The sequence below is a fragment of the Candidatus Accumulibacter sp. ACC012 genome, from assembly GCF_907163155.1.
Lineage (GTDB): Bacteria > Pseudomonadota > Gammaproteobacteria > Burkholderiales > Rhodocyclaceae > Accumulibacter > Accumulibacter delftensis.
This window is the reverse complement of the sequence record NZ_CAJQUC010000001.1, coordinates 55483-73266: the sequence shown is the minus strand read 5'-3', so window position 1 is coordinate 73266 and position 17784 is coordinate 55483. Positions and strand designations below refer to the sequence as shown.

Sequence of the window (17784 nt, the reverse complement as noted above, 5' to 3'; positions counted from 1 at the left end):
GCACATCTCCGCTGGCAGCTCGCGCAGCCCTACCAGTCGATCGGCTGGCCATCGCGAAAGAAACCACCGCTCGGGCCGTCGTCAGGCAAGAGCGCGGCCCAGACGATCCCTTTCGCCCCCTCATCGGCACTACGGCTGGCGTCCTTGCCGCCCATCTCCGTCTGACACCAGCCGGGGCAAACCGAATTGACCTTGATCGGAGTCGCCGCGAGTTCGGCAGCGGTCAGGCAGGTCAAGGCATTGAGCGCCGCTTTCGACATTCGATAACCGGGCCAGGAGCCGCCCATGTCGGACAACTGCCCCATCCCCGACGAAACATTGACGATGCGCCCGTAGCCGTTTTCGCGCATCAGAGGAACAATTGCCTGAATCAGACGCAGCGGTCCCAGCGCGTTGCAGGCGTAGGTGGCGGCGACCATCTCCGCATCGACAACCAGTACGCTGCCGGCCTGTGGCTGTGCGAAGTTTTTGCGTTCGAGAAACACGCCGGCATTGTTGACGAGAATATCGACGCGCCCGAACTCGCGGCGCAGGCGGGCGGCGAGGGCCGCGACGGCACCGGCGTCAGTCACGTCAGCAGTGTGCGGAAAGACGTCGTGGCCACTCTCGCGCAGCTGCCGGGCCGCGTCTTCGATCGCTTCGGTATTGCGGCCAACCATCAAGACCCAGCATCCGGCCGCTGCCAAATCGCGTGCCACCGACAGGCCAAGCCCACGCGCGGCACCGGTAACGACGGCAAGTTTTTGCGCTAGCATTTGTCTCCCCCCATTCTCTCACCTCAAAACGCCAATCATGCAATGGTCTGACGCGATCGGCAAGCGACACGATCGCTACGCGGAGACGCCGCGAATCGTCTCTCTGGTGCCCAGCCTCACCGAACTGCTGGTCGATCTTGGCCTCGCCGAGCACCTCGTTGGCCGCACCGGCTTCTGCGTCCATCCGCGACATGTCGTTCGCCGGCTGCCGAAGCTTGGCGGCACCAAGGGTTTTGCGATCGAAAAACTACGCGCGCTGGCGCCAACGCACGTGCTCGTCAATATCGACGAAAACCGCCGCGAAGAAGTCGCCGCCCTGCATGCCTTCGTGCCGCAGGTGATCGTTACCCACCCCTTGGCGGTACGCGACAACCTCGCGCTTTACCAGTTGCTCGGCGGCATCTTCGGCCGCGACCCGCAGGTCGAAGCACGGGCGCGTGCACTGGCGGCCGATTTCGAGCGCGAATCGGCGGCCCTGAGCGCACAGACCGCGACCCTGCCGCGACAAAAGGTGCTCTACCTGATCTGGCAGCAGCCCTGGCTCAGCGTCGCCCGCGACACCTATATTTCGCAAATGCTGGCCGCCGCCGGCTGGGATAGCCTGCCGGTCGAAAGCGCGCTGCGCTACCCGGAAGTCGATTTGCCGGCACTGGCCGGGCAAGCGGATTGGCTACTGCTTTCCAGCGAACCCTACCCGTTTCGCGAAAAACACCTGCGCCAACTGGCGGAGCAGCTGCCGAGCACACGCGCCACGCTGATCGACGGTGAAATGGTTTCCTGGTATGGCAGTCGGGCGATACGCGGGCTGGCGTATCTGCGCCGCCTGCGTGCCCGCCTGGCCTAAGGCGATTGCTGCGAACTTGACCCGAATCAAGAGCCGGATGGCCGCCCTGACTATACTGGCCAGTTCTCTTCACTGACCCGCTTCGCCGAGGTTTCGCATGTCGTGCACGCACGTTCCCGAACTGATTTGCCCCGCTGGCAGCCTGCCGGCACTAAAAGCCGCAGTCGACCACGGCGCCGACGCGGTTTACCTCGGCTTCCGCGACGACACCAACGCGCGCAACTTCGCCGGCCTCAATTTCGACCGCAAGGCGATGGTCGAAGGACTGCGCTACGCCCATTCGCGGCAGCGCAAGGTGTTGATGGCGATCAACACTTTCGCCCAGCCCGGACGCGCCGCCGATTGGCAGCGCGCTGTCGATGGCGCGGCCGATCTCGGCGTCGATGCGGTGATCCTCGCCGACGTCGGCTTGCTCGACTATGCCAGCCGCCGCCACCCCGAGCTGCGTCTGCACCTCTCGGTGCAGGGTTCGGCGACCAGCTACGAAGCGGTCAATTTTGCGCAGCGCGAATTCGGTGTCCGCCGCGCGGTGCTGCCGCGCGTGCTGACGCTGGCGCAAGTCGAGACGGTGATCCGCAACACACCGGTCGAAATCGAGGTTTTCGGCTTCGGCAGTCTGTGTGTAATGAATGAAGGCCGCTGCTGGCTGTCCTCCTACGCGACTGGCGAATCGCCGAATACCGTTGGCGCCTGTTCGCCAGCGAAGTACGTCAAGTGGGAGAAGTCGCCCGGCGAGATGAGCACCCGCCTCAACGGCATTCTCATCGACCGCTTCGGCGACGCCGAGCCGGCGGGTTATCCGACGCTGTGCAAGGGACGCTTCGAGGTCAATGGCGACACCTATTACGCGCTCGAAGAACCGACCAGCCTGAATGTCCTTGAAGTCCTGCCGGAGATTGCCGCCATCGGCGTCGCAGCAATCAAGGTCGAGGGACGACAGCGCAGCCCGGCCTACGTTGCGCAAGTGACGCGCGCCCTGCGCGCAGCGCTCGACGAACTGGCGAGAGATCCCGACAACTTCCACGTCAAACCCGCCTGGCAGGCCGAGCTGGCGCACGTTTCCGAAGGCAGCCAGGTCACCCTTGGCGCCTACAACCGCCCGTGGCGCTAGCGGTCATAAAAGTCATGACCGTTTCCCCTCTTTCCGGGCCTTTCTCCCACAAGGGGAGAAAGGAGTTTCGTGAGTCGCTCGCGCGACTTTCACATTAACGGTCATGACACGTGGAGACACCCCAAATCATGAAAGTCATGACCGTTTCCCTCTTCCCCTGCCCGTTCTCCCGCAAGGGGAGAAGGGAGTTTCGTGAGTCGCTTGCGCGACTTTCACATTAAGGCCAGGAACACCATGAAACTCTCTCTTGGGCCGCTGCTCTACTTCTGGCCAAAACACGAAGTCTTCGAGTTCTACGCCGAAATGGCTCACAACCCGGCGATCGATATCATTTACATCGGTGAAGTGGTCTGCTCGCGGCGCCAGCAGATTCGCGTCACCGACTGGCTGGCGCTGGCGCGCGACCTCGCCGACGCCGGCAAGGAAGTCGTCCTTTCCGCACAGGCACTGCTCGAATCCGAGGGCGACCTGAAAATGCTGCGGCGCCTCTGTGCCGAGTTCGGCGAAATCCCCGGCTGCCGCCTCGAAGCCAACGATCTCGGCGCAGTGAATGTCGCCGCCGGCAGCCCTTTTGTCGCCGGAGCGCACCTGAATATCTACAACGAAGTCACCCTGGCGACCTATGCCCACTACGGCATGCAACGCTGGGTGCCGCCGCTCGAAGGGGACCGCCGCCTGATCGAGACGCTGCACCGCAGCCGCCCGGCCGGCGTCGAAACCGAGGTCTTCGTTTTCGGCAAGCTGCCGCTGGCCTTCTCGGCGCGCTGCTTCACGGCGCGCTACTACGGTCTCAACAAGGACGACTGCCAGTTCAAGTGTCTCGATCATCCCGAGGGGATGACCCTGCGCACACGCGAAGGACAGCCATTTCTGGCCATCAACGGCATCCAGACGATGTCCGCGCAGACCTACAATCTGTTGCCACAGGTGCCGGAACTGCTCAAGATGGGCGTCGAGGTGCTGCGCATCAGCCCACAGCCGCAGGCCATGACAGCCATCATCGCCGCTTTCGACGCCGCCCGGAACGGGCAAGAGCCAGCACCCGACACCAGCACCTGGGCCAGTGAAGGCGTGGTCAACGGCTACTGGTTCGGCGACGCCGGTATCGCGTGCCATCAGCCGACTGCGGACGTAGGAATGAACGGTCATGAGCGGTCGAAACACCCCTGATCATGACCTTCCCCCTCTTCCCCTGACCCTTCTCCCGCGACGGGAGAAGGGAGTTTCGTGAGTCGCATACGCGACTTTCGCATTAAGGAGTGTGTTCATGAGCCAGGGTTTTTCAATACCCCGTTTCAAACTACCGGCGCTGGTCGCTTCGCTCGGCACGCGCCTGCCGCAGTGGCCGCACTCGCTGGCGCTGGCCACGGGGCTGAATGCCGCCGCCAGGATCGGCCTGCTGCCCGACGACAGTCTGGCACTGCTCGAAGGGCGCAGCTTTCTGGTTGAGGTGCTCGACGCCGGAGGGCAGGCACGCTTCACTTACCGCGACGGCCTGTTCCGGCCGTTGTGGAAAGCGCCAAAGTCACCCGAAACACCCGACCTGTCGTTCAGCGCCAACCTCTCGGCTTTTCTGCAGTTGCTGGCGCGCCAGGAGGACCCGGACACCCTGTTCTTCAGCCGCGAGCTGTCGATCGTCGGCGACACCGAACTGGGCCTGGTGATCAAGAACATGCTCGACGCCGTCGAACTGCCCCAGCTACCCAGCCTGGCCGCTTTTCGCTCCTAGCCTGCTGAGCAGACGGCGCTGACCGTGGCTGCCAAGGCCAGCTTGCCGCGTGCCCGGCCGCCGCTGCCCGCCGGGCGCGTCCTGCTCGAAGGGGTGAGCTGCGCACTCGGCGCCGGCCTGCTCTGGGGACTCGTTTTCGTCGTCCCGCTGATGCTGCCCGACTATCCGCCGGCGATGCTTTCTTTCGGGCGCTATCTGAGCTTCGGGGTGATTGCCCTGCTGCTGGCCTGCACCGACTGGCCACGACTGCAAAGCCTGCAGCGACAGGACTGGGAAAAAGCTTTCGAACTGGCACTGGTCGGCAACATCCTCTACTACCTCTTCCTGTCGGCCGCCGTCCAGCTCGCCGACGCCCCGCTGCCGACGATGCTCATCGGCACCCTGCCGATCGTCATCGCCATCGTCGCCAACTTCAGCGCCGCAGCGCTGCCCTGGCGCCGGCTGCTACCGTCGCTGCTGGTCATCGCCACAGGTATCGCTTTGGTGAACCGCCACGAGATGGCGCTCCTTGACGACCGCCACAGCGCACAGGACTACTTCCTGGGAACGCTGTTCGCCCTGGCGGCGGTCGCGGCCTGGACCTGGTACCCGCTGCGCAATTCGCGCTGGTTGCAGCAACGACCTGCGCTGGCTTCCGGCACCTGGGCCATCGCCCAGGGACTGGCGACACTGCCGCTGGCGCTGCTTGGCATGGCCGCTGCCGGGCTGTATTTCCAGTCGCATGGCGGCTTCGATTTTCCGCTCGGCGCCAGCGCCGGGCGCTACGTCGGCCTGATGCTGATCCTCGGATTCTGCGCTTCGTGGCTCGGCACCCTGCTCTGGAATCGGGCCAGCCGCTTGCTGCCCGCCGCCCTCGTCGGCCAACTGATCGTCTTCGAAACCCTGGCCGCTTTCGCCTATGCTTTCATCCTGCGCGGTGCGCTACCCGGCAGCACCGCACTGATCGGTATCGCCCTGCTGGTCGGCGGCGTCATCCTCGGCGTGCGCGCCTTCCGCGGCGGCTGATTCCCGCGGACCGGCGCACCAACCCGCCGACGCGATACCGGCCTCCTGCCGACCGCGGCTATCGCAAGGCCGGAGGATCCGCCAATCAGGACCCAGCGCGCGCCCAGGCGACGGTGGCGATGCCGGCGAAGGTCATCAACACCGAACCCACCACATGTGCCGCCACCGCGCCGAGCGCCCAGGAAGTCCGTCCCTGCTGCAGCAACATCGTGAGTTCGACCGAGAAGGCCGAGAAGGTCGTCAGCCCGCCACAGAAACCGGTAATGATCAGCAGCCGCCATTCCGGCGAGATCGCCGAGAGCGAAGTGAAGAACGCGACCGCCAGGCCGATCAGGTAGGCGCCGACCAGATTGGCGACCAGCGTGCCCGGCGGAATGGTCGGAAACAGGCTGTTGAGCCGGATGCCAAGCTGCCAGCGCAGGAGTGCGCCAAGCGCCGCGCCGATCGAAATGGCGAGAACTGATTTCCACATACATTGCCCTGAAAACGCATCGCCGATGCGGAGCAAGGAAGAAACACTGCGCACCGAACCCGGATAAAGCAGGCATGATAAGCCGAAAAGCGGCCGTTGGCGGCTGGGCCCTGCTCCCCGGGCAAGCAACAGCAGCCTGGAACAGCAGCCCGGAACTGAAGCGCTGAACGAGCACCGCCAGGCGCCTATTCACGTCAGCTGACTCATCCAGGCCTCAAGCTTGGCGACCCGACACAAGGCTTGCAAGAGTTCAAACGCACACTCGGCATGGCTGCTCGCCGCAGGGCTCAAGCCCGCGCCCAAGGCGAAGCACTCCGCGCGCACGCAGAGCACGAAAGCCGGCGGCGGCGCGGCGTGATTGATGCGCGCCAGCACCGCCAGCACGGCCTCGGGTGACAGGGCATGCGTGCCGGGGTTGGCGAGATCGCGGCCAGCAGCAGCGCGCGCCTGACGAAAGACGAAAGGCGCCGCGCTCTGCTCACCCGCGTCGATGAACAGCACCAGCCGCCTGCCGACGAGGTCCAGCGCATGCTCGATCTGCAACTGGAAGTCGCCGATCAAATCGAAGCCGGCGGCCAGGCCAGCACTGTCCAGCCAGTTTTGCAGACGCTCGAGAAGCAGCGGCCCGAGCGCGTCGTCGCCGCGGCTGGGGTTGCCGCAGGCGAGAATCAGGACCGGAGGCAGCGACATCGGCGTCTCCCCGCGTGCTTCACGAAGCGCTGCGCAGGCGCCCGACCACTTCACCCGCCGCATCCTGAAGTTCGAGTTGCAGCGGCATCTTGCCAAGCGCGTGCGTGGCGCAGGACAGGCAGGGGTCGAAGGCGCGGATGGCGACTTCGATGTGGTTGAGCAGGCCTTCCGTGAGCTCTCGCCCATTGAGGTAGCGGCGCGCAACCCGGCGGATCGCTTCGTTCATCGGCTGATTATTGTGGGTCGTCGACACGATCAGGTTGCAACTGCTGACCAGATCGTCGTCATCGACCTGATAGTGGTGGATCAAGGTGCCGCGCGGCGCCTCGATAACGCCAATCCCTTCGCGCTTGCGCTGGCCAGCGGTGATCAAGTCGCTGCCCGACAGATCGTCGTCGTGAAGCAGTTCGGCGATCGTCTCGGCGGCGTGCAACAGTTCAATCATGCGTGCCCAGTGATAGGCCAGCGGCGCGTGCACCGGCTTGCCCTGGCCGTAGTCGATGAACTCGCGGCGCTCGACTTCGGCGAACGGGGTCGGAATGAAGTCGCAATTCTGCACCCGCGCCAGCGGCCCGACCTTGTACCAGCCCTGCTCGGGGCCAAGCGCCAGGAGGAAGGGAAACTTCATGTAGCTCCAGGCTTTGACTTCCTCGCGAATCAGCTGGTGATAGTTCTGTGCGTCGAAGCCGTCAACGAAAATGCCGCCGTCGGCGTCACGAACGCGCAACTGACCGTCGTAGAAGTCAAGCGCGCCGGCGGCGCCGACCAGCGACAGGATGTTCGAGCGGAAAGCGCCGAAAACGTCGTAGAGCGCCGGGTCGGCGGCGTGCAGACGCTTGACCAGCTGCACCGCATCGCGGCTCCAGCCGACGATCTGGCCGATGTCGGCGAGCAGGCCGTCGCGGTCCTCGCGGCTCAGCGCGCGATTGACGCCACCCGGAATCGCGCCGGTACCATGCACCCGCTTGCCGGCGGTCAGGCGAATCACCTCCTGGCCAAACTTGCGCAACAACACCCCTTGCCGGGCGACTTCAGGGAAGGCCGCGGCGACACCGACGATGTTGCGCCGGCCGGCCTCGCTCTCGAAGCCGAAGAGCAGGTCCGGTGACGAGAGGTGAAAGAAGTGCAGGGCATGCGACTGCAGGATCTGCCCATAGTGCATCAGCCGGCGCAGCTTCTCGGCGCTCGCCGTCAGGCGGCTGGCGCCGACGACATGATCGAGCGCCTTGGCGGCCGCCAGATGATGCGATACCGGACAAATGCCGCACAGACGCTGCACCATCACCGGCACTTCCCAGTACGGCCGGCCCTGGATGAATTTCTCGAAACCGCGGAATTCGACGATGTGCAGGCGCACCTGCTGCACCTGGTCCTTGTCGTCGAGCAGCAGTGTCACCTTGCCATGTCCCTCGACTCGCGACACCGGGTCAATGGCGACGCGGCGCAGTGCGCCTGCGTCGGCGGACGCGGTTTCCAGTTCGAAATTCCTGCCTGCTCCTGTACCTGTGCGCATGGCGACGCCCTCAGTCGAAATGCAGCAGTGGATGCCCGAGACGCGGCGTGCGCCCCTCGAGAAGATCGGTCAGGAACTTCCAGAGGGCGTCGCCCGACGGCGGGCAGCCGGGAATGAAGTAATCGATGCGCACGATCTCGTGGATCGGATGCACCTTGTCGAGCGGCAGCGGCAGTTCCGGGTCGTTGGGGATCTGGCCGCCGACGATGTCCGGCGCCGTCAGGTAGATCTCCTGCAGGCACTGGCCGAGGTCGAGATGATTGCGCTGCGCCGGCAGGCCGCCATTGACCGCGCAGGCACCGACGGCGATGAGCACCTTGCAGTGGCGGCGAAACTCGCGCAGCACATGCACGTTTTCGGCATTGCAGATGCCGCCCTCGATCAGGCCGATGTCGCAGGGACCGCAGTGCTTGATGTCGGTGAGCGGCGAGCGGTCGAAATCGACGCGTTCGAGGAGCTCGAAGAGGCGTTCGTCGATGTCCAGCAAGGACATGTGACAGCCAAAACAACCGGCCAGCGAAGCGGTCGCCAGACGCACTTTCCTGCGCACTTCGGTGTTTCCTGCGCCAGCATCCATCTCAGCTCTCCTCATCGGCGCGACGCGCCGCCAGGCGCTCGACCTGCCTGGCGATCGGCTCGACGTCGTAGCGGCGCTTGCCTATCGGCACCGCGAAGCCGCTGCGCTTCTTGAGGATCACGCCGACCGGGCAGACGTGCGCCGCCGTGTCGGCCCAGGAAAAATCGGTGTCGGCCAGCCGCCCGGACTCGGCATTGACGATCAGGTGCTTGGTGATGCCGCGCCCGGACAGCGAAAAGACGCTCTTGCCGTCAAGGTCGCGACTGGCCCGCACGCAGAGCTCGCAGAGAATGCAGCGATTGAAATCGAGCAGCACCTCCGGGTGCGACGCATCGACCGGCCGGTTGGGATAGAACTGGTCGAAGTGCGGACTGAGCATCTCCAGCTCGTAGGCCAGCGCCTGCAGCATGCAGTTGCCGCTTTTTTCGCACGAAGGGCAGAAGTGATTGCCTTCAACGAAGAGCATCTGCAACAAGGTGCGTCGCTTGTCGTTGAGATCCGGCGAGTTGTTCTCGACCTCCATGCCGTCGCGCGCCGGCAGGGTGCACGCCGACACGTAGCGCCCGTTGGCCTTGACCGTGCACAGCTTGCAACTGCCCTGCGGCTTGAACTCGGGATGATGGCAAAGGTGCGGAATGAAGATGTCGGCGGCCATCGCCGCGTCCATGATCGTCTGCCCGTCGACGAAAGGCACCGGCAGACCGTCGAGGAGGATACTGGGCTGGTTCATGGGGCCACTCCCGGAAGTCTGGCGGCGAGACCGAAATGTGCCGCCGGGTCGTCACGACCGGTCATCTGGCGCGCCGCCGCCAGCGCCTGATCGAGGTCGAAAGCCGGCTCGAAGTCGAGCGAGCACAGCCGCCGCTCGTAGGCCGGACGAAACTTCTGCAGGGTATCGAAGAGCGGGTTGCACGCTGCCTGACCGAGGCCGCAATGGCTGGCCGCATGCAGCAGGCGATGAATCCTGAAGATCTGGTTGATCTCGTACTGCGTGCCCAGGCCCTTGCCGATCTTGTCCATGCAGTTGGCGACCAGCGACGTACCAACCCGGCAGGGCGTGCAGAAGCCACAGCTTTCGTGTTTAAAAAAATGCGCAAAATTGCGCGCCACTTCGAACATGTCGCGATGCGTCCCGAAGACCATGAAGGCGCCCGCCGTCGGCACATCCTCGAAAGCGATGCTGCGCGAAAATTCGTGCATTGCCAGACAAACGCCCGAAGGTCCGCTGACCTGCACCGCCTGCGCATTGCCGGCACCGCAGTCCTGGAGCACCTGCTCCACCGAAACGCCGAAGGGGTACTCGTAGATCCCCGGCCTCTCGACATCACCCGCAATCGACAGCAGCTTGCTACCGGTCGATTGCTTGGTGCCGAGACCGGCAAACCAGGCACCGCCCCGGATGGCGATCAGCGCCGCCTTGCACAGCGTCTCGACGTTGTTCACCACCGTCGGCTGACCGCGATAGCCGGCGGTGACCGGGAACGGCGGGCGAATGCGCGGGATCCCGCGCTTGCCTTCGAGCGACTCGAGTAGCGCGCTTTCCTCGCCGCAGACGTAGGCGCCGGCACCGAGATGGATGTCGATCTCGAAGTCCAGGCCGGCCTGATCGCACAGGGCGCGGCCGAGCAGGCCGCTACGTCGGCGCCGCTCGAGATTCTCGCGCAGCGCCGGCAGCAAATAGGCGTACTCGCCACGCAGATAGAGCAGGCCCTTACTGGCACCAATGGCGAAACCGGCAACGCTCATGCCATCGAAGACCAGGTCGGCATAGCTGCTGAGCAGCACGCGATCCTTGAAAGTGCCGGGCTCGCCCTCGTCGGCGTTGCAGACGACGTAGCGCGCACCGGCCTGACCGTCTGCCTCGGCATGGCATTCGGCGCGACGCGCCGACTCCCATTTGATGGCGGTGGTGAAACCGGCGCCGCCACGCCCGCGCAGATTCGAAAGCTTCATTTCGGCAAGCATCGCTTCGCTGCCGCGGGCAATCGCCGCCCGCAGCGCTTCGCCGGCGGCCCACTCGGCAGAGAGCAGGGTATCGCGGCGACGGATGTTGTCCGCCACCCGAAAGTACTCGGCCGGCCAGTCGCCCAGCGGCACCTGGGCGCGAATCAGCTCGCTGATACGGTCTATGCGTTCGCCCGAGAGGCGGGTCAGCGGCTGGCCATTGAGCAGCAGCGCCGGCCCCTGATCGCACATGCCGGTACACGAGGTGGTGTCGACGCTGAGCAGGCCGTCCTCGGAGACCTTGCCGCGCTCGATCCACAGCTTGTTGCACAGGCGATCGCGCAGTTCGCCGCTGCCGAGCATGCGATCAGTGATGTTGTCCGAGAACAACACCCGGTAGCGGCCGGGCGGCGTCAGATGGAAGAAGGAGTAGAAACCGGCAACGCCTTCAACCTGCGCCCGCGGCAACTTGAGCGCCCGGGCAATGGCGGTCAGCAAGGCCGCCGGCAGATGGCCGACGACTTCCTGCGCCTCGCGCAGGATCTGCACCAGCCGCAGTGGATCACCCTTGTGGCGGTCGACGACCGGCCGTAGCAGCTCCTCAAGTCGTTCCGCGTCAAAGCATTCCTTGCTCATCACCGTCTCCAGTACGACAGCGCCCTTGCCGATTTCCTGGCCAAGCCTAGAGCCTCCGACGGCGGCAGGTGCTGATGCAGGTCAACAAGCGTGACGGCCATCAGGCAAAAGGCCACTGGACTGCCATCTCGCTACGCGCCATAAATCGCTCTACATTTTCGTGCTGCGTTGCAGCATAATGCGCGCTGATCAGTCCCCTTGGGAGCACCACCATGCACTTCGAAACCCCCCTGGAATTCCTCGAAAGCCGAACCTACGACGAAATCAACGTCGGTGACAGCTCGTCGCTGGTACGTACGCTGCGCCCGGAAGACGTCAAGCTGTTCGCGCTGATGTCGGGCGACATGAATCCGGCACTGGCCAACGCCGATTTCAGTCACAGCGGCGTTTTCCAGGACTTCATCGCGCACGGCATGTGGTGCGCCTCGCTGCTGTCGACCATGCTCGGCACGCAATTCCCTGGCCCGGGGACAGTGATGGTCGAATCGTCGCTGCATTTCGCGCGGCCGGTGGCGATCGGCGACACGCTCACGGTAACCGTCACCGTCGGCCAGAAATTCGCCCGCAACCGGCACATCCTGCTTGACTGCAACTGCCACAACCAGGACCAGCTGCTGGTCGTCTCGGGCAGTGCCGAAGTTCTGGCGCCGCGCGAAAAAATCATCACCAAGCGCAAGGCGATGCCGGAAATCACCATTTCGGACAAATACGCGCGCCTGCAGACCCTGGTGTCGCGCGCCGAGGGCCTGGCACCGATCGACATGGCGGTGGTGCACCCCTGCGATCGCGAATCGCTCAAGGGCGCGCTGCTGGCCGCCGAAGCCAGGCTCATCGACCCCATCCTGATCGGACCCGAGCAGCGCATCCGCGCCGTCGCCGAGGAAAATGGCCTGGACCTCAAGGACTACCGCATCGTGAACTGCAAGCACAGCCACGAATCGGCGGCGATGGCGGTGACCCTGATTCGCAGCGGTGACGCCGAAGCACTCATGAAAGGCAGCCTGCATACCGACGAACTGATGGCCGAAGTCATCTCCAGCCGTTCGGGTCTGCGCACCGGCCGGCGTATCAGCCACGTTTTCCTGATGGACGTTCCCACCTATCCACGGCCGATCATGATCACCGACGCCGCGATCAACATCGCGCCGACGCTGATGGAGAAAGTCGATATCGTGCAGAACGCCATCGACCTGGCGCACATCATCGGCACGCCCGAACCCAAGGTGGCGATTCTCTCGGCGGTGGAAACAGTCAGCGACAAGATCCAGTCCACCCTCGACGCCGCCGCACTGTGCAAAATGGCCGACCGCGGCCAGATCAGGGGCGGCCTGGTCGATGGCCCGCTGGCTTTCGATAACGCTGTTTCTCTGGTCGCCGCCAAGACCAAGGGCATCGTCTCGGCGGTCGCCGGTCGCGCCGACATACTGGTCGTTCCCGACCTCGAATCGGGCAACATGATCGCCAAGCAGCTCGAATACCTGGCCAACGCCTTGAGCGCCGGCATCGTCCTCGGTGCGAGCGTGCCAATCGTCCTCACCAGCCGCGCCGATACCTCCGAAACGCGCATCGCCTCCTGCGTCATCGCCGCACTGATGGCGCACGCCGCGCGCGCCAAGCAGGCGAGCACCTGAAACCACCTGCCGCACGCTTGGCCGGGGCGGGCTTCTCTCGCCTCGGCCGCTGCGCTGCGACGTAGTACATCTTTCTCCCCGCCCCTCGTGTGCTCTTCGCCGTGCCGCTCCGCCTGGCTACGCTCACGGCCGCGGCATTGCGGCTGCCGACGCTGCCCGCAGCACAGCCGAAAAAAAATTCTGCCGCCCTGGACTTCCGCAAGGCCGTGATTTCACGGCTTTTCCCGCGCCCCGGAAAGCCACGGCGCAAAAACTACATTTAGTCAAGATATTGCCTTTGCACACTACATACAGTAGCTTTGCACTATTGCACTCGTAGCCGCAAAGGAGCCAAAGCCGACGCCAGCCAGCCCGCGTCAATAGGCTCGCCTCATGAATCGCCTGTCCGAGAAACGTAGCACCCGCAAGAACAATCGACCACACAAGTCGTCAACACGCCCACACAAAAAAACACCGGAGGAATTACCCATGAGCCAGCTTGAACACCAGCTACCCCTGTCAGCCGTCGACGAGGCACCCGCCATCACGCCGCTTGCCGAGCAGGAAATCTCCGTCGAGGTGCTGGTCGAAAAGTACGCCAAGGGCAAGGAAACCTCGGTCCATGACGTGCGTCGCCGCGTCGCCCGCGCACTCGCCGCCAACGAGGACGAAAAGCAGCGCGCGCACTGGGAAGAGCGTTTTCTGTGGGCGCAGGAAACCGGCTTCGTCCCGGCCGGACGCATCAACTCGGCCGCCGGCACGACGCTGGCGGCAACGCTGATCAACTGCTTCGTGCAGCCGATCGGCGATTCGGTGGTGGAAATCGTCGATGGCAAGCCGGGCATCTACAGCGCGCTCGCCGAGGCCGCCGAAACCATGCGCCGCGGCGGCGGCGTCGGTTACGACTTCTCGTCGATCCGGCCGATGGGCGCGCTGGTCAAGGGCACGCAATCGCGCGCTTCCGGTCCGGTCTCCTACATGCGCGTCTTCGACCGCTCCTGCGAAACCGTCGAATCGGCCGGCGCCCGCCGCGGCGCCCAGATGGGTGTGCTGCGCTGCGACCACCCCGATATCGAAGTCTTCATCCACGCCAAGGACCACGGCGACCTCTCCAACTTCAACGTCTCGATCGCCGTCACCGACGGCTTCATGGAAGCCGTCGAAGCCGACGCCGAAGTCGAACTCTCACACCGCGCCGAGCCGAACAGCGACATGAAACGTGCCGGCGCCTTCCAGCGCGAAGACGGCATCTGGGTTTACCGCCGCGTGCGCGCCCGCGACCTGTGGGACCAGGTGATGAAGTCGACCTACGACCACGCCGAGCCGGGCATCCTCTTCCTCGACCGCATGAACAAGGACAACAACCTCTACTACTGCGAAGTGATCGAGGCCACCAACCCCTGCGCCGAACAGCCGCTGCCGCCGTACGGCTGCTGCTGCCTGGGGTCGATCAACCTGACGCCCTTCGTCAAGGACGCTTTCAGCCAGCGCGCCGAGTTCGACTTTACCGCTTTCGGCGAAGTGGTCAAGGTATCCACGCGCATGCTCGACAACGTCCTCGACGTCACCGCCTGGCCGCTCGAACGGCAGCGCGACGAAGCCAACAACAAGCGCCGCGTCGGCCTCGGCTTCACCGGCCTCGGCGACGCCCTGTGCATGCTGCGCCTGCGCTACGATCGCCCCGAAGCGACGGCGATGGGTGCGCGCATATCCGAATACATGCGCGACAGCGCCTACCTGGCGTCGGTCGAGCTGGCCAGGGAGCGCGGCCACTTCCCGCTGTTCAACGCCGAACTCTATCTCTCCGGCGGCAACTTCGCCTCACGACTGCCGAACGACATCAAGAGCCAGATCCGCAAGCACGGCCTGCGCAACTCGCACCTGTTGTCGATCGCACCCACCGGCACGATTTCGCTGGCCTTCGCCGACAATGCCTCGAACGGCATCGAACCGCCGTTCTCCTGGACCTACAGCCGCAAGAAGCGCATGGCCGACGGCACGCTCAAGGAATACGCCGTCGAAGACTACGCCTGGCGGCTCTACAAGCACCTCGGCGGCGACGTTGAGAAACTGCCCGACTACTTCGTCACGGCGCTGGAAATCTCGGCCAAGGCGCACAAGGACATGGTCGCCGCCGTCGCCCCGTACATCGACACCTCGATCTCGAAGACGGTCAACGTCCCCGCCGACTACCCCTACGAGGAATTCCAGGGCCTCTACATGAGCGCCTGGAAAGCCGGCCTCAAGGGCCTGGCTACCTATCGTCCGAACAGCGTCATGGGCTCGGTGCTCTCGGTCGAATCGAAGAAACAGGCCGAAGAGAAAAAGCAGCCGCAGGACTTCGTCAGCGGCGACGCCAACCGCCGCCTGTCGATCAAGACCCTGCCGGCGCCGGTGCTGGCCAGCCTGCGCTGGCCGAACCGCCCGAACCTGCCGGAAGGAAACATGGCCTGGACCTACATGATCGAGCACATGCACGGCAAGTTCGCGCTCTTCGTCGGTCACGTCGACCAGGAAGGTCGCAAGTGGCCTTTCGAAGTCTGGGTCAATGGCCCCGAGCAGCCGCGCGGCCTCGGCGCCGTCGCCAAGACCCTGTCCATGGACATGCGCGCCAACGACCACGGCTGGCTGGCGCTGAAGCTCGAATCCCTGGCCAAGACCCCCGGCGACGAAGGCTTCGAGATGGCTTTCCCGCCGCATGGCGAGCGCAAGCGCATGCCCTCGGTGGTCGCCGCCGTCGCGCAACTGATCCAGCACCGCGTCGAGAAAATCGGCGCCTTCAACCACGACGGCCCGACGCCCGTACTCGACGCCATGTTCAGCCTCAAGGAGCCAAAGACCGGCACCGACGGAACCCTCTCCTGGACCGTCGATGTCTTCAACCCGGCCACCGGCGAAGACTTCGTCCTCGGCCTCAAGGAGATCACCCTCCCCGACGGCGTCACCCGCCCCTACTCGGTATGGCTCGCCGGCAACTACCCGCGCGCCCTCGACGGCCTGACCAAGCTGCTCTCGCTCGACATGCGCGTCGTAGACCCGGCCTGGATCGGCATGAAGCTCAGAAAGCTGCTCGACTACCCCGAGCCCCTCGGCGACTTCATGGCCTTCGTCCCCGGCACCCGTCGCCAGACCAACTACACCTCCACCGTCGCCTATCTGGCGCAACTGATCATCCACCGCTACGCGATGCTCGGCATCCTCGACGAGAACGGCCTGCCATTGCAGCAGATGGGGATTCTCGAAGCGCCGGCGGGCGGGACGGCTGCGAAGCCGACGGCCGGGAAGCTGTGCGGGGAATGCGGCAACCGGACGATGATCAGGAAGGATGGCTGCGATTTTTGTACGGCTTGTGGGGCGGTGGGGAGTTGCGGGTGAGGTTGGCGGGTGCGGCTGGGGGCACGTCTGACGCCCTGCCCGCGTCAAGCCTAATGGGCGGCTTTGCCCGCCAGCCATGTTTGGTGTGCGATTTCAACTGTTTGGCAATTCCCTCCCCTAGGGCATAGCCTTATACACAACTTACCCAGGATCTGCCTGACGCATGAACTGGAGGCCGATAGCGCAATCCATGACACGCTGCAAACCGAGCCAGATGGTTTTGACGCCCGGTTCTCCGTCGCCTTTGCGTGCAAGGAAGCCGCCGAGCATGGCGACCAATCTCAGGACCTGGTTGAGAGTTGGGAGGTCAGCGGGTGGTTTCTTCTTGTGAAGGAGGTAGGCGGCATGCCATTCATCTTCGTGGAAGAACAAGTCGGCGGGCAATTCGGGGCAGGTTCGGCCGAATCGCATCAGCACAGCAATCCGCCAGGAGACCATGAGGTAGAGTGCGATGGCACGTTGCAGACCAGCGATGGTTCCCAGTTGCAGAGCCTCAATGCGGCAGCCGTTCTTGAGGATGTGGAAGAGGATCTCGATTTCCCAGCGTGCGCGATACCAGTCAATCAGTTCCGTCACCTGTTCGAGCGTCTCGGCGGGGCGATTGGTCAGCAAGCGCCACTCGACCGGGCGACTGCCGGCCGGTGGATCGATCTCCTTGGCCACCACACAGGTGGCCCGGATTGTCTGGTTCTTGCCATGAGGAAGATCGACGACACGCGCCCAAAGCTGCTGACGTACCGGACGCGCCTTTTGGCCCTGCCTCGCGGGCATCGTGAAGGCGATTCCCCCGAGCGCTTCGTCGGACGTCACCGTCTGCCACAGCTTCTGACCGTCGGGCAGCGCTCGATCGTGCTGAGCACGCAGCAGCCAGTCAGCTGGCTGGCCCATTTCGCTGGCCCGAGCCATCAATTCGATCATGTCCGACTCGCGGTCGGCCACGTAGACCAGCCGGGTCGTTGGCAACTCCGTCGCCAGTTCGGCGACCCGTTCATAGCCCTCGATCCAGCGCGTACTCTCTTTGATCCCCGGGCGCCGGCCGTCGGCGTCCTTCGGTTCGCGCGCCCACATCCAAGCATCCAGAACGCCCAACGGCTCGCGATCGACGCTGACCGCATACGTCGGATGCACGTACAGGCCCCGCTGAGCTTCGTAGCTCAGCGGCCCCAAGCCAGAGATGCTCTGCCCGTTGAAGTCCAGTTCGGTGGTGTCCTGCAGCATCAGCACCACTTTGTGCTGCGCGATCCGTCTTCGGGAGCAAGACCAATGGGGCGTGAGGATCGCCTCCCAGGTAATGTCATCGTTGCCGAAGAAGCGGTAAGCCGCCATCGTCTCCGACCAGTCCGAACACGCCCCCGGGATACTCGCCGTCGGTCTCGCAGAAAGCGTATCCAGCAACGCGATCGCTCGTTTGTCCCGACGGCGATCACCCAGGTTGATTCCATTCAGTTCCTCCTCAGCCCACCTCGCCATGATACCTTCTCAAGGAAAAACGACAGCTTACAGACGAAACCTAAAGTTGTGTA

At 64.3% G+C, this 17784-nt stretch carries 15 protein-coding genes; 7 read left to right on the top strand and 8 right to left on the bottom strand.

All coding sequences use genetic code 11. The features are described from left to right. Positions 1-29: 29 nt before the first annotated feature. Positions 30-755, bottom strand: a complete 726-nt coding sequence (locus QZ648_RS00340; RefSeq protein ID WP_169065340.1) for an SDR family NAD(P)-dependent oxidoreductase — start codon at positions 753-755, stop codon at positions 30-32. A 37-nt stretch (positions 756-792) separates the two neighbouring features. Here QZ648_RS00340 and QZ648_RS00335 point away from each other — a divergent pair, with 37 nt between their 5' ends. From QZ648_RS00335 to QZ648_RS00315, 5 genes are all read left to right on the top strand, one after another. Continuing rightward, positions 793-1599 carry a helical backbone metal receptor gene (locus tag QZ648_RS00335; RefSeq protein WP_291995786.1) on the top strand — a complete coding sequence of 269 codons (807 nt, stop codon included), beginning with the start codon at positions 793-795 and terminating at the stop codon, positions 1597-1599. 97 nt (positions 1600-1696) lie between these two features. Beyond that, complete coding sequence (locus QZ648_RS00330) at positions 1697-2710, top strand: peptidase U32 family protein (protein WP_291995785.1); 1014 nt, start codon at positions 1697-1699, stop codon at positions 2708-2710. A 234-nt stretch (positions 2711-2944) separates the two neighbouring features. Further along, positions 2945-3880 carry a U32 family peptidase gene (locus QZ648_RS00325; RefSeq protein WP_291995784.1) on the top strand — a complete coding sequence of 312 codons (936 nt, stop codon included), beginning with the start codon at positions 2945-2947 and terminating at the stop codon, positions 3878-3880. Positions 3881-3977: 97 nt separating this feature from the next. Continuing rightward, positions 3978-4439 (top strand): SCP2 sterol-binding domain-containing protein, encoded by a 462-nt coding sequence (locus QZ648_RS00320; RefSeq protein ID WP_169065338.1) that lies wholly within the window; start codon positions 3978-3980, stop codon positions 4437-4439. A gap of 24 nt (positions 4440-4463) precedes the next feature. Beyond that, positions 4464-5444, top strand: coding sequence for a DMT family transporter (locus tag QZ648_RS00315; RefSeq protein ID WP_291995783.1), 981 nt, complete (start codon positions 4464-4466; stop codon positions 5442-5444). 85 nt (positions 5445-5529) lie between these two features. On the opposite strand, the gene crcB is transcribed toward QZ648_RS00315, so the two are convergent. From crcB to QZ648_RS00285, 6 genes are all read right to left on the bottom strand, one after another. Then, the gene (gene crcB, locus QZ648_RS00310) at positions 5530-5916 is read right to left on the bottom strand and encodes a fluoride efflux transporter CrcB (RefSeq protein ID WP_169065337.1); all 387 of its coding nucleotides are present in this window, start codon (positions 5914-5916) and stop codon (positions 5530-5532) included. Between the two features lie 189 nt (positions 5917-6105). After that, entirely contained in the window at positions 6106-6606 is a 501-nt protein-coding gene (locus tag QZ648_RS00305) for a hydrogenase maturation protease (protein WP_291995782.1), read from the bottom strand. Between the two features lie 19 nt (positions 6607-6625). After that, positions 6626-8119: a Ni/Fe hydrogenase subunit alpha gene (locus QZ648_RS00300; RefSeq protein ID WP_169065335.1), complete on the bottom strand. Its 1494-nt coding sequence runs from the start codon at positions 8117-8119 to the stop codon at positions 6626-6628. A gap of 10 nt (positions 8120-8129) precedes the next feature. Further along, the gene (locus QZ648_RS00295) at positions 8130-8696 is read right to left on the bottom strand and encodes an NADP oxidoreductase (RefSeq protein WP_169065334.1); all 567 of its coding nucleotides are present in this window, start codon (positions 8694-8696) and stop codon (positions 8130-8132) included. Position 8697: 1 nt separating this feature from the next. After that, positions 8698-9426, bottom strand: coding sequence for a 2Fe-2S iron-sulfur cluster-binding protein (locus QZ648_RS00290; RefSeq protein ID WP_169065333.1), 729 nt, complete (start codon positions 9424-9426; stop codon positions 8698-8700). After that, entirely contained in the window at positions 9423-11276 is a 1854-nt protein-coding gene (locus tag QZ648_RS00285) for an NAD(P)H-dependent oxidoreductase subunit E (RefSeq protein WP_291995781.1), read from the bottom strand. Before QZ648_RS00285 ends, QZ648_RS00290 begins: the two co-directional genes overlap by 4 nt. Positions 11277-11488: 212 nt before the next feature. Between QZ648_RS00285 and QZ648_RS00280 the strand changes: the two genes are divergently transcribed. Beyond that, positions 11489-12907 carry a bifunctional enoyl-CoA hydratase/phosphate acetyltransferase gene (locus QZ648_RS00280; RefSeq protein WP_169065331.1) on the top strand — a complete coding sequence of 473 codons (1419 nt, stop codon included), beginning with the start codon at positions 11489-11491 and terminating at the stop codon, positions 12905-12907. Between the two features lie 468 nt (positions 12908-13375). Then, positions 13376-16261 carry an adenosylcobalamin-dependent ribonucleoside-diphosphate reductase gene (locus tag QZ648_RS00275; protein WP_169065330.1) on the top strand — a complete coding sequence of 962 codons (2886 nt, stop codon included), beginning with the start codon at positions 13376-13378 and terminating at the stop codon, positions 16259-16261. A 141-nt stretch (positions 16262-16402) separates the two neighbouring features. On the opposite strand, the gene QZ648_RS00270 is transcribed toward QZ648_RS00275, so the two are convergent. Next, the gene (locus QZ648_RS00270; RefSeq protein WP_291995780.1) at positions 16403-17731 is read right to left on the bottom strand and encodes an IS4 family transposase; all 1329 of its coding nucleotides are present in this window, start codon (positions 17729-17731) and stop codon (positions 16403-16405) included. Between the last annotated feature and the right edge of the window lie 53 nt (positions 17732-17784).